Raw genomic sequence first — 12,263 nt, 5'->3', positions numbered from 1 at the left:
CAAATATCATTATGATTCCCTCCAAACTGGTTGGTATGCCTGGCGCAACAGCCCAGACGCTTCGACCGTTCCTGTGGCGTGCCGAACGACTCTTCTCCGACCGGGAGATCGTTTCACGGACCCACGAGGGCATCGTTCGGTACGACTACGAAGAGTACGCCGACCGTGTCGCACAGCTCGCCGGAGCCCTGGAACGGGCCGGAGTCGAGGAGGGCGACCGCGTCGGCACCTTCTGCTGGAACCACCACCGGCACTTCGAGACGTACTTCGGCATCCCGAACATGGGTGCCCAGTTGCACACCATCAATCCGCTCCTGCCCGACCACCACATCGAGTACATCGTGGAGAACGCCGACGACCGCGTCCTGTTCGTCGACCCGTCGCTGCTCCCGAAACTCGAAGGGCCAGCACAGTCCGACTCGTTCGACGGCGTGAAACAGTTCGTCGTGATGGGCAGCGAGGTACCGGAGACGTCGCTCGACGACGTGGTCGACTACGAGTCGTTCATCGAGGGCGAGGACACAGACTACGACTGGCCGCAGGTCGACGAGGACGCCCCGGCGGGGATGTGTTACACCTCCGGTACGACCGGCGACCCGAAGGGCGTCGAGTACACCCAGCAGATGCTGTGGGCGCACACGATGGCGACCCTGCCCGAGTCCGGCATCGGCATCGGCTCCGACGAGGTCGTCATGCCGGTCGTCCCGATGTTCCACGTGAACGCGTGGGGGATGCCGTTCTCGACCACGGCGGCGGGTGCAAAGCACGTCTATCCGGGCCCGTCGCCGGACCCGGCCGACCTCGCCACTCTCATCGAAGAGGAAGGCGTCACGCTCACCGCTGGCGTCCCGACGGTCTGGCTCGGTCTGCTGGAGTACGCGAAGGAGAACGAGGTCGACCTCTCCTCGCTCGAACGCATCATCATCGGCGGGTCGGCTGCGCCGAAGTCGGTCATCGAGACGTTCGACCAGCAGTACGACGTGGAGGTCGTCCACGCGTGGGGGATGACCGAGATGGCTCCCATCGGGACGGTCGCCCACCTCAAGCCGGAGATGGAGGACTGGCCCGCCGAGAAGCGCTACGAGAAGCAGGCCAAGCAGGGCCTGCTGGTACCCGGGCTGGAGATGCAGGTTATCGACGAGAACGGCGAGGAGGTCCCCCACAACGGCGAGGACTTCGGTGAACTCTGGGTCCGCGGCCCGTGGGTGACGACCGAGTACTTCGAGCGCCCCGAGGCCAACGAGGAGGACTTCGTCGAAGACCCTGACGGCACCTGGCTCAAGACCGGCGACGTGGTGACCGTCGACGAAGACGGCTACATCCAGATCGTCGACCGCGCGAAAGACGTCATCAAGTCCGGCGGCGAGTGGATATCGAGCGTGGAACTGGAGAACGCCCTGATGGCCAACGACGACGTGGCCGAGGCGACCGTCATCGGCATCCCGCACGAGCGCTGGCAGGAACGACCCGTCGCGTTCGTCGTGCCGACGGGCGGTGCCGACACCGAGACGCTACGGCAGGAACTGCTCGATTCCATCCAGGCGGAGTACCCGAAGTGGTGGGTCCCGGACGACGTGGTGTACATCGAGGAGGTCCCGAAGACCGCGACCGGGAAGTTCAACAAGAAGGTCCTGCGTGACCAGTACGGCGACGACTCGGACCTCGTCGCCGGAAAGGCCCCGGAGGAGGCTGCTCCCGAAGGCGACGACGACTGAAGGCGGACACCGTCTGTTTTCTGCAGTTACAGGGAACCAGCCGGGGATTCCGGCGCTGAAAGCTACTTGCCGATGGCGTCCTGTCCCTCCGGTATGCGCCGGCGTGCTATCCTCGGTGTCCTCGCCACGAGCCTGCTGGCCAGAGGGGACCGCCTGCGAGTTCGTCCACGACGCGTGACCACCACCCGAAGAACGATTTCCTCCGGGCGCGTTACTCGACCATCGTGCGCCGACGGACCCTGCTCGCGAGCGTCACCGGTAGCCTGACGGCCCTCGCCGGGTGTAACGGCTTTGGCGCGGGCCCGAGCGGCAGGACCGGGACACGTGAACCGTTCTCGGTGCCGACGACGACCCGAGGAGGCACTCCCGAGTCGGGTACCTCGCCCCTCCGGGCGCGGGCGGTCTCCACGCTCCGTGCCCCACCTGTCGAACTCGCGATTGCAGCCATCGCGACCACGTCGGACCGCCTCAGATACCGCGTCGGCTTCACCGAAGACGGGACGCGGAAACACCCACCCAGGGTGTGGATAGAGGCCACCAACACGGGGGCGACCCCGACCACGTTCCAGTTCGACGGTGTCGCTCCCTTCGGTGCGTTCGTGGGGACGTTCGAGGCACGGACGGCCAGTTCCACCGCGACCGGGTCGGCAACCCCGGCCCAGCCACCACTGCTCTTGCTCGTGCCGACGGACGACGACAGGTTCGACGTGGCGTGGGCGTGGGAAACCGATGGCTGCTGGCGACTCCCGGCGGCCGTCCGCGCGCCGACGGCGACGGAGTCGGTCGCGTTGAACCCCGGCGAGCGGACGGGCCGGGAGTACGACCTCGTCACTCCGGCGGGCGAGGACTGTCTGGTCCCCGGTGTGTACCGTTTTCGCGCCGAGGACCACGGGGCGACGTTCACCGTGTCGCTCTGGGAGTCGCGGCCGTCGCCGACGTCCCGCTTCAGCAGTGTGGCGGTCCCCGACCTTCCGGCCTGTGCGACCCGGTGGTTCCACGACGCCGACGGCGACATCTACCTCGAACCGACCAGCGAGTCGGTCACCACGCCCATCCCACTCCGTGTGACGCTCTACGACCTGAGTACCCATCGGGTGGTGCCGACCGCGGTCCAGGTGTTCAAACTGGTCGACGGGGCGTGGATTCCACTCTTGCCCACGACGGGTGGGAAACGACCCGACGCGCTCTTGCCCGGCCAGAGCGCCCAGCGAACCATCCGCCTCGGCGTCGAACCCGGGTCCGTCCACGCCCGGGACGCGCTTCCTGGTCTCCGGACTGGCCGGTACGCCGTCCACTTCGGGACCTACCGCGACGTGGAGACGACGCGCTGTGTCGCCGCCGTGCTAGACGTCACCGCCGACCCCGTGGCGGTCACGCCCTCACCGTTCGTGGTCGAAACCACCCGGACGGGCAGGCGGCTGGACGTGGAGACGACGACCGCGGGAGACGACCACCCCTCGACCGAGGAGTCGGCGACCATCGAACTCGGCCGCGCACCCAGCGCCGACCCGTCCACCACGTTCATCGTCGAACAGGTGTTCCAGCGACAGGCGCTCCGGGACACCCTGGCGAACCTCCACGACGACGAAACGCTCGATACGGTCCGGCTGACCACGACGGCCAGGGCGGTGGCACAGGTGCTGGGTCCCGCCACAGCGACCGGCGACGGTGACGAGGGCCCGGAGCGACCCCTCACCTTCGGCTTCGACGGTACGGTGTATCAGGTTCGCCGCGTCCGCCCCGAACCGGCCGTTCGAACCTGACGGTTACGGGAGCAGAACCCGCAGCAGGCGGTGCGAAGAAGCGGCGACACGTTCACCGTGCCAAACGGTATATAGGCCCACGGTTCGAACCGCGGCACATGGAACTTCTCGACGACTCCATCGTCCCCGAGGAAGCCCTGGACATCAAAGCCGAGGCCCGCGAGTTCGCGGCCGAGCACATCGAACCCAACGCCCAGGAGTTCTACCGGTCGGGCGAGTACCCGACCGAGATACTGAAAGCCGGGCAGGAGGCCGGGCTGGTCGCCCAGGACATCCCCGAAGAGTACGGCGGCCGCGGTCTCTCGCTGCCCCAGATTCTGGCCATCACCGAGGAGTTCTACCGCGCCGACGCCGGCATCGCGCTCACACTCCAGCTCGCCAGCTTCGGCTGCGAGATAACGTACGAGTACGGCAACGAAGAGCAAAAAGCGGAGTACCTGCGACCGGTCGCCGAGGGCGAGCAACTGTCCGGGCTCGCGGTGTCCGAACCCGAGACGGGAAGCGACCTCGCGGGGATGCAGACGACGGCGGAGAAAGACGGCGACGAGTACGTGCTCAACGGCGAGAAGTACTGGATCGGCAACGGCGTCGAGGCCGACTGGGTGACTGTGTACGCGCGCACTGGCGACAACCCGGACAACCGGTACGGGAACCACTCGATGTTCATCGTCCCGACCGACACCGAGGGGTACGAGGCCGAGCACATCCCCGAGAAGATGGGCTTCCGGGCGTCGAAACAGGCCCACATCACCTTCGACGACTGTCGCATCCCCGAGGAGAACCTCATCGGCTACGAGGGTAACGGCTTCATGATGCTCGCGGAGTTCTTCAACCACGGTCGGGTCGTGGTCGCGGGCCACGGGCTCGGCCTCGCGGCAGCAGCCATCGAGGAGGCGTGGGACTTCGTCCACGACCGCGAGGAGTTCGGTCGCAAGGTCAGTGACTTCCAGTCGGTCCAGCACGACCTCGCGGACATGCTCATCGAGTTCGAGTCCGCCCGGTCGCTCACCTGGCGCGCCTGCGAGAAGGTCGCCGGGAACCAGAACGCCGGCTACTGGGCGGCCATGGCGAAGACGAAGGCGACCGAGACGGCGACCCACAACGCCGAGAAGGGGATGCAACTCCACGGCGGCCGGTCCGTCCTCGACGAGCGCCGCATCGCCCGGGTCTACCGCGACGTGCGCATTCCAGTCATCTACGAGGGCGCGAACGCCATCCAGCGCAACCTCGTCTACAGACAGGCCTGACCCGCGGATTCCCGAGTCCCGGCAGGCCCGGGACGGACCCGCGCCCGCCGTGTGTGGCTGGGTAACCACAAGCGTCTTTATCCGAACCAGCGAACAGCAGCGACAACAGACGAGATGTTCGCGTGGGGACGGACTGACCTGTCGTTCATCGACGCCGAGGTGTACCTCTCCGAATGACCGCCACCAACACCGTACTCGTCATCAGCAACGACGCCGAGCTTCGGGAACGGCTGGCGGCACCGCTGGAGTGGTCCTACCCGAACGTCGACGTCCTCACCGCCGCGGGCTTCGACGGCATCATCGACCATCTCGACGACGGCTCGCTCGACTGCATCGTCAGCGACGACGCGACCGTCGGTGACTCGCCCGCCATCTTCCAGGCGACCCGCGAACGACACCCCGACCTCCCCCTGCTCGTCCTCTCGGAGTACCACACGGACCGGGGTGACGGCGTCGCCGTCATGGAGGTCGTCGACTTCCTCGACGCCATCGGGACGCCGGGGTCGGACGACGCCTTCGCTGGCTGGGTCGCCAACTCCGTCGTCCGGAACCCGCGTGACGGTTCCCCGCCGGGCGGGAACCGACCGGAAGACATCGTCCGCGACGTGAAACGGTCGCTCGTCGACGCGTCCTCGCCGATGGACATCGAGGAGGCCGTCTGTGACCAACTCACCCTCGGCGGCCGCTACACGTTCGCGTGGGTCGGCGAGTACGACCGCGGCGAGCGACAGGTCGTGCCGTGGGTCGCCGCCAGCGAGACCGGGGACTGGCCGATAAGTATGACCTTCCCCGTCGGCCGGTCCGGCCGACAGTCGGTCATCGACCGGGCGCTTCGAAGTCGAGAGGTCCAGATAGTCAACGACATCGACGGCCACGATGCTGCCGTCCCGTGGCGGGCGACGGCCACCGACCGCGGCTGTAACGCGGTCGCCATCGCACCGCTGGCCGTCGAAGACGAACTCTACGGTATCCTCGGGGTCTACTCGAACGACGACGACGGGTTCGACGAGATGGAGGTGAGCGCGGTCCGTGAGATAGCCAGTAGCGTCTCGCACGTCCTCGACACCATCGCCATCCGGGGGCGCATCGACCAGCAAGAACGCGTCCTGCGACGCTACGAACGGCTCGTGGAGACCGTCGGCGACGGCATGTACGTCCTCGACTCCGACGGCCACTTCATGACCGTCAACAACGCGATGATGTCGATGACGGGTTACTCCCGGGAGGGCCTGCTCGGCGAACACATCTCCATCATCCTCGACGAGGAGTCAGTCACCGCTGGTCGCGAGGCCATCCGACGGATGGTCCACGACCGGCGCATGGAGGGCGAGACGCAGGAGGTCACCGTCGAGACCAAAGACGGGCGGACCTTCCCGGGCGAGGTACAGATAGCACTGCTCCCGTTCGAGGACGACGAGTTCCGGGGGACCGTCGGCGTCGTCCGCGACATCACCGAACGGAAGAAGCGCGAACAGGAACTCGAGCGCCAGAACGAACGCCTCGACGCCTTCGCGAGCATCGTCAGCCACGACCTCCGGAACCCACTCGGCGTCTCGCAGGGCTACCTCGACCTGGTGAAAGAACAGAGCGACGAGTCCGTCGCCGAGTACATCCAGCACGTCGAGGACGGCCTCGACCGCATGGAGGACATCGTCGCCGACGTGCTCGCCATCGCCCGACAGGGGCAGACCGTCACCGAGACGGAGCCGACCGACCTCGAAGAGATAATCCGCGAGGCGTGGTCGAACGTCGACACCAGGTCGGCGACCCTGACGGTGGTCGATTCGACCGTCATCGCCGTCGACCGCTCGCGCCTGCTCCGGGCGCTGGAGAACCTGTTCCGCAACGCCGTCGAACACGGCGGCGAGGACGTCGCGATCGAGGTCGGACTGCTCGTCCCCGATGGGGAACAAGCGGACCCGGACAGTGTCGCTGACGGCCTCGACGCCGCGACTGGCGGCTTCGAGTTCCCGGACGAAGACGCACCGGAAGAACCGTCACTCGCCCGTCCAGCGGGGTTCTACGTCGCTGACGATGGCGAGGGGATGCCGAAAGAAGTTCGCGAGAACGCGTTCGATTCGGAGTTCACGACGTCGGAGGAGGGACTCGGTATCGGGCTCTGGGTCGTGCGAGAAGTAGCGAGTGCTCACGGCTGGACGACCCGTGTCGTCGAGAGTTCGGAAGGCGGTGCTCGATTCGAGTTCTCGGACGTGAAATCGGCCTGATTAGCTGCCGCCGGGGAGGTCCTGGAACGCCCCGACGAAGTCGTCGTGGTCCTGCATCCCCGAGACGGCGTCGTCTACCTTGTCGCGGAGTTCGTCGACCCGCGCACAGAGTTCGGTGTACTCCTCGTTGTCGTCGAGTTCACGCTCTGATTTCTCGGATTCGAGGAGCGACTTCTTCGAGACCAGCGAGTAATACTCCTGGATGTCGCTCTCGTAGTCCGACCGAGACGTGACGTTCTCGACGACGTCGAGCAGTTCGTCCTTCGAGACCGGCTTGACGAGGTAGTCGTCGAAGCCCATCTCGATGATGTCGAAGTCCGGGTCGACGGCCGTGACCATCACCACGCGACAGTCGTAGCCGTCTTCGCGGATTCGTTCGAGCACTTCGTCGCCGGAGAGGCCGGGCATCCGCCGGTCCAGCAGGACGATACGCACCGAGTCCTCCATCAATGCCAGTGCAGATTCGCCGTCGTAGGCCGCTTCAACGTTGTACTCGGTCGTGAGCCACGCCGCGAAGAGGTCCGCCAGTCGTGACTCGTCGTCTACGACGAGCACCTCGAGGCCGTCCGATGAGCTACCAGCCCCTTGACCGTCGTTTTCTGCCACACACGACCCATAGAGGCAATGGTTGATAAATGCCGCGCCCACACCTCTATTCTCTGGTATGTTTGCTGGTGGCACACAACTCCGTCTTTCGGTTCCGGTCGTGTCGGTTCGTCCTGTCGAGCCGAGACGTTAGGGAATCACACGGTCGCTGTGGGTGGTCAGGTACTCCGTCACACGGTCGACCACTGTGGGGTCGTAGGTCCAGGTGCCGTAGAACGTCCCGTCGCCCCTGTCCGTCGCCAGCAGGGCGCTCTTGGCGGCCTCTCGGTCGCCACCGTCGAACACGACGAACCACGTCCGCCGTATCTCCTCCGTCTCGAGCCCGTGGAACGTCACGCCGTCGACGGACTCGTGGTCGTCGGGGTACCCGAACACGTGCAGGTCAAGGTCGGTCGTCGCGAGTCGCCGGTAGACGTCCGTCTGGAAGTCGAAGCGGGAGAGCCGCTGGAAGCCGGCCCAGAGCGTCCCGGTGCCGACCCGGAACGCCCGGTCTTCTATCTCGCGCGTGACCGCCATCATCTCGGTCCGGTCGTAACTGGTGAACGTCGTCTCCTTGAGCGGGCCGAGCAGGGCGGCGTGTGCGGAATCGTCGATGCCGAGGTCGTCCGGTCCCGGGTCAGGACCGTCCAGCAGGGCGAAGAGGTCACTGGCCTCGACGGCGGTGTACAGCGTCTCGTCGTCTGTCAACGTCGCGAAACAGGGGGCGTCCGTCGCGGTGTCGTCGACCTCGACCCGCAGGTTCTGGTCGCGGAAGAACGACGCGAGTTGGGTGTCGAGCGTCGACCCGGGCGGGAGGTTGAACAGCGTCAACGTCTTCTCGCGCCGGCGGACGCGGTCGACGATGTCGAGGAGTGTCATATGCGACCGAACTACCCCAGCTACGATGCCCGTTCTCCCTAACTGGGTAGGCGCTCCGAGAGGGTCCACTGGACCAGGAGTGCTTCGACCCGGACGCGGTCGGTCGCACCGTCGTCCGCGAGGACGGACTCGCTCGTCTCGCGCATGCGGCGTTCGACCGGACCGTGGTCGGGTTCGTCCCTCGTCTGGCTCAGCATCGCTTCGAAGTCCTCGCGCAGGTCGAACGACGCCCGGGCGACGTTGCATCGCCCGAGCGGGTTCATCCCCATGTCCAGCACCAGGTCGCGCACGAGGTCCCAGTCGTTCGCACAGAAGTGGATCGACACCTCGCCGACGATGTCCTGCCACGCGATGGCGTCCGCGTGCTTCATGTGGGGGACCGCCCGTGGCGGCAGGTCGATGCGCGTTGACGTGTCCGGGGTATCGCAGAGGCAACACGGTTGCTCCGTCTTCCCGGTGTACATGGCCGTGACTGGGGGCCGAGTCGACAAAGCCCTGTCTCTGGCGGCAGTCGGGAGCGAAAAAACGGGCGACGTGTTCGGCGGTCTACTTGCCCTGGAACTCCGGCTTACCGTCGCCGAAGAACGCGTTGATGCCCTCGTGAACGTCCTCGGAGTTGACGACGTGACCGAAGCCCATGGACTCGACCTCCAGACCGGCCTCGTGGTCGTCCCAGCCCTTGTGCATCGCGCGCTTCGTGTAGCGCATCGCGAGCGGCGGGCCGCCGGCGAGCTTCGCGGCGTAGGCGTGTGCCTCCTCCTCGAACTCGTCGGGTTCGACGACCTCGTTGACGAAGCCGAAGTCGGCCATCTCGTCGGCCGGGTAGTGGTCCGCAGTGAAGATTATCTCCTTCGCGCGACCCATCCCGACGATACGCTGGAGACGCTGGGTGCCGCCCCAGCCGGGCAGCAGACCGAGGTTGAACTCGGGCTGGCCGAAGTTCGAACGCGTCGTCGCGATTCGCACGTCGGCACAGGTCGCCAGTTCCATGCCGCCGCCGAGACAGTAGCCGTCGATGGCGGCCACGACCGGCATCTCAATCTCCTCGAGGCGACCGAACGTCTCCTGGCCGAACTTCGAGAGTTCGACGGCGCCGAAGGGGTCCGCACCCCCACCGGCGATGCTCATGAAGTCGGCACCCGCGGAGAACGCCTTGCCACCTGCACCAGTCATGAGGATGGCACGGACCTCGTCGTCGTCCTCGAGGATGTCGAGTGCGGCGTCGAGGTCCTCGATGAGTTCGAGCGAGATGGAGTTCATCTGCTGGGGCCGGTTGAGCTCGATGTGGGCGACCTTGTCGCCGGGGTAGTGGAGGTTGAGCGTGTCGAAGTCGACCTCGCCCTCCTCGTCGGCCCCCGAATCACCATAGAAGCCCTCGTCGACGAAGGACTCGAAGGCCTCGTACGGTTCGTACCGGGCGTGCTCGGTGTCCTCGTAGGCGGACTCGAGCGCGGTGTAGAGCTTGTTGAGGCCGTACTCGTCGGTCATCTTCGCCGGGCCCTTCGGCCAGCGCCCGCCGAGTTTGACCGCCTGGTCGATTTCGCTGGCGGAGGCGACGTCGTCGCCGATGAGGTAGGCGACTTCGTTCGCGAGCACCGCGAGCAGGCGCTCTTTGACCTCGGCGTTCGTCTCGTCCATCGGGATGTCGGCCCCGTCGCCGTCCTCGTAGTCGTAAAAGCCCTTGCCGGACTTCTGGCCGAACTCTTCGTTCTCGACCTTCTCGACCATCATCGGACACGGCTCGTACCGGTCCCCGAGCTCCTCGTGCATGTAGTCGAGGACGTGGTGGCCCACGTCGATGCCGACGTAGTCCGAGAGTTCGAAGCTGCCCATCGGCAGGCCGATGTCGAACTTCGTCGTGGAGTCGACCTCCGCGATGGTGGCGGTGCCGTCGTGGACCAGCCACGCGGCCTCGTTCATCAGGGGCACGAGGATGCGGTTGACGATGAAGCCGGGGACGTCCTTGCGAACGCGGACGGGCGTCTTGCCCATCGCTTCGGCGAGGTCCTCGGTGACGTCGAGGGTCGCCTCGCTCGTCTCCGCGCCAGAGATGACCTCGACGAGGTCCATGCGCACCGGCGGATTGAAGAAGTGCATCCCGCAGAACTGGTCGGCGCGGTCGGTCGCGGTCGCGATCTCCGAGATGGAGAGGCTGGATGTGTTCGTCGCGAAGACGGCGTGCTCGGGTGCGTACTCGTCGACGTCACCCCAGACGTCCTTCTTGATGTCCATCCGCTCGACGATAGCCTCGATGACGAAGTCTGTGTCCTCGACCGACTCCTCGAGGTCGACGATGGGTGTCACCCGGTCGATTGCGGCGTCGGCGTCGTCCTGCGTGATGGCTTCCTTCTCGGCGAGCTTGTTCAGGCTCCACTCGATCTTGTCGTACCCGTCCTGGACGAGGTCGTCGTTGATGTCGCGCAGGTTGACGTCGTAGCCTGCGAGGGCGGCGACCTCGGCGATACCGTGGCCCATATTCCCTGCACCAAGAACTGTGATAGTGTTGATTTGGTCCAACTCCATGTTCGGACCGACAACTGGCAACCGTTTCAAGGTTTCCCCTGCTGAAACGGGAAACGCTTTTCGAGTTTATTTCGGGTTACATAGATTTTTAACCCTGAATTCGTTAATAGTTGCCTATGGACTTCGCGCTCTCAGACGAGCAGAAACAGATCAAAGAGGAGGTCCGGCGCTTCGCGGAGAACGAAGTGAAGCCGGTCGCACAGGAGTACGACGTCGAAGAGAAGTACCCGTGGGAGGTCATGGAGAAGGCCGCCGACGCGGGACTGCTCGGCGCACACATCCCCTTCGAGTACGGCGGGGCCGACTACGGCAACCTCGAATCCGCCATCATCACCGAAGAACTGTTCGCGGTCGACGCGGGTATCGGCCTGTGTCTGACCTCGGCTTCCTTCGGTGCGGACGCCATCATGGAGTTCGGGACCGAAGAGCAAAAAGAGCGCTTCCTCGAACCCATCCCGACAGGCGACGCCATCATGGGCGCGGCAATCTCAGAGCCCGACACCGGTAGCGACGTGTCCTCCGTGAGCACGCAGGCCGAGAAGGACGGCGACGAGTGGGTCATCAACGGGAACAAGATGTGGATTACGAACGGGACCATCGGCGACTACTACGTCGTCCTCTGCCAGACCGACCCCGAGGCCGAGGGCCGCTACAACGGCTTCAGCCAGATCGTCGTCGAGTCCGACCGCGACGGGTTCAAGTCCGAGAAGATTACGGGCAAACTCGGTATCCGCGCCTCCGACACCGCCGAACTCATCCTCGACGACGTGCGCGTGCCCGAGGAGAACCTCATCGGGACCCGTGGTATGGGCTTCCTCCAGCAGATGCAGTTCTTCGACGAGACCCGGACCGCCGTCGCCGCGCAGGGCGTCGGTATCGCGAAGGGTGCGTCCGAGGCCGCACTCTCGTACGCCCAGGAACGCGAACAGTTCGACCGCCCCATCTCGGACTTCCAGGCTATCCAGCACAAACTCGCCGAGATGCACACGAAGACCGAGGCCGCCCGCAACCTCACGTACAAGGCTGCCTGGAACGTCGACCAGGGCGAGGACATCACGATGCTCGCCTCCATGGCGAAGGAGTTCGCCTCCAACATCGCCGTCTCCGTGGCCGACGAGGCCGTCCAGATCCACGGTGGTGCAGGCTACGTGAACGACTTCCCGGTCGAACGCTTCTACCGCGACGCGAAGATCACCCAGATCTACGAGGGCACGACCGAGATACAGAAGAACATCATCGCTCGCGAACTGCTCGGCAAGGGCTTCTAATCGCGATAAACGCGAGTAGCCCATCGACCGGCGCTTGGAAACGCGTTTTCTCTCTCTC

The 12,263-nt window shown here is 65.5% G+C and carries 9 protein-coding genes; 5 read left to right on the top strand and 4 right to left on the bottom strand.

The window, feature by feature from the left end:
- Positions 1–35 precede the first annotated feature (35 nt).
- The 4 genes from ACSC1R_RS12220 (at position 36) to ACSC1R_RS12205 (ending at position 6,950) form a co-directional block, all read left to right on the top strand.
- Positions 36–1,715, top strand: a complete 1,680-nt coding sequence (locus ACSC1R_RS12220) for a long-chain fatty acid--CoA ligase (RefSeq protein WP_439026015.1) — start codon at positions 36–38, stop codon at positions 1,713–1,715.
- A 224-nt stretch (positions 1,716–1,939) separates the two neighbouring features.
- Positions 1,940–3,478 carry a hypothetical protein gene (locus tag ACSC1R_RS12215; RefSeq protein ID WP_439026014.1) on the top strand — a complete coding sequence of 513 codons (1,539 nt, stop codon included), beginning with the start codon at positions 1,940–1,942 and terminating at the stop codon, positions 3,476–3,478.
- 98 nt (positions 3,479–3,576) lie between these two features.
- Positions 3,577–4,725, top strand: a complete 1,149-nt coding sequence (locus ACSC1R_RS12210) for an acyl-CoA dehydrogenase family protein (RefSeq protein ID WP_439026013.1) — start codon at positions 3,577–3,579, stop codon at positions 4,723–4,725.
- Positions 4,726–4,898: 173 nt separating this feature from the next.
- The gene (locus ACSC1R_RS12205) at positions 4,899–6,950 is read left to right on the top strand and encodes a PAS domain S-box protein (RefSeq protein WP_439026012.1); all 2,052 of its coding nucleotides are present in this window, start codon (positions 4,899–4,901) and stop codon (positions 6,948–6,950) included.
- On the opposite strand, the gene ACSC1R_RS12200 is transcribed toward ACSC1R_RS12205, so the two are convergent.
- The 4 genes from ACSC1R_RS12200 to ACSC1R_RS12185 form a co-directional block, all read right to left on the bottom strand.
- Positions 6,951–7,556 carry a HalX domain-containing protein gene (locus ACSC1R_RS12200; RefSeq protein WP_439026011.1) on the bottom strand — a complete coding sequence of 202 codons (606 nt, stop codon included), beginning with the start codon at positions 7,554–7,556 and terminating at the stop codon, positions 6,951–6,953.
- A 129-nt stretch (positions 7,557–7,685) separates the two neighbouring features.
- Positions 7,686–8,414 carry a DICT sensory domain-containing protein gene (locus tag ACSC1R_RS12195; protein WP_439026010.1) on the bottom strand — a complete coding sequence of 243 codons (729 nt, stop codon included), beginning with the start codon at positions 8,412–8,414 and terminating at the stop codon, positions 7,686–7,688.
- 38 nt (positions 8,415–8,452) lie between these two features.
- Positions 8,453–8,878, bottom strand: coding sequence for a hypothetical protein (locus ACSC1R_RS12190; RefSeq protein ID WP_439026009.1), 426 nt, complete (start codon positions 8,876–8,878; stop codon positions 8,453–8,455).
- Positions 8,879–8,960: 82 nt separating this feature from the next.
- Positions 8,961–10,937, bottom strand: coding sequence for a 3-hydroxyacyl-CoA dehydrogenase NAD-binding domain-containing protein (locus ACSC1R_RS12185; protein ID WP_439026008.1), 1,977 nt, complete (start codon positions 10,935–10,937; stop codon positions 8,961–8,963).
- Positions 10,938–11,053: 116 nt separating this feature from the next.
- Between ACSC1R_RS12185 and ACSC1R_RS12180 the strand changes: the two genes are divergently transcribed.
- Positions 11,054–12,205 carry an acyl-CoA dehydrogenase family protein gene (locus ACSC1R_RS12180; protein WP_439026007.1) on the top strand — a complete coding sequence of 384 codons (1,152 nt, stop codon included), beginning with the start codon at positions 11,054–11,056 and terminating at the stop codon, positions 12,203–12,205.
- The last annotated feature ends 58 nt before the right edge of the window (positions 12,206–12,263 follow it).

The organism is Haloarchaeobius ordinarius (genome assembly GCF_051801355.1).
Classification (GTDB): domain Archaea; phylum Halobacteriota; class Halobacteria; order Halobacteriales; family Natrialbaceae; genus Haloarchaeobius.
Note: the sequence above shows the minus strand (reverse complement) of the source record. Positions and strands in the feature narration are given on the sequence as shown.

What these genes read in the sequence shown, in the direction of transcription:
- ACSC1R_RS12190 (WP_439026009.1), bottom strand. Translation starts at nt 8,878, where the DNA reads ATGTACACCGGGAAGACGGAGCAACCGTGTTGCCTCTGCGATACCCCG.
- ACSC1R_RS12185 (WP_439026008.1), bottom strand. Translation starts at nt 10,937, where the DNA reads ATGGAGTTGGACCAAATCAACACTATCACAGTTCTTGGTGCAGGGAAT.
- ACSC1R_RS12220 (WP_439026015.1), top strand. Translation starts at nt 36, where the DNA reads ATGCCTGGCGCAACAGCCCAGACGCTTCGACCGTTCCTGTGGCGTGCC.
- ACSC1R_RS12205 (WP_439026012.1), top strand. Translation starts at nt 4,899, where the DNA reads ATGACCGCCACCAACACCGTACTCGTCATCAGCAACGACGCCGAGCTT.
- ACSC1R_RS12195 (WP_439026010.1), bottom strand. Translation starts at nt 8,414, where the DNA reads ATGACACTCCTCGACATCGTCGACCGCGTCCGCCGGCGCGAGAAGACG.
- ACSC1R_RS12210 (WP_439026013.1), top strand. Translation starts at nt 3,577, where the DNA reads ATGGAACTTCTCGACGACTCCATCGTCCCCGAGGAAGCCCTGGACATC.
- ACSC1R_RS12180 (WP_439026007.1), top strand. Translation starts at nt 11,054, where the DNA reads ATGGACTTCGCGCTCTCAGACGAGCAGAAACAGATCAAAGAGGAGGTC.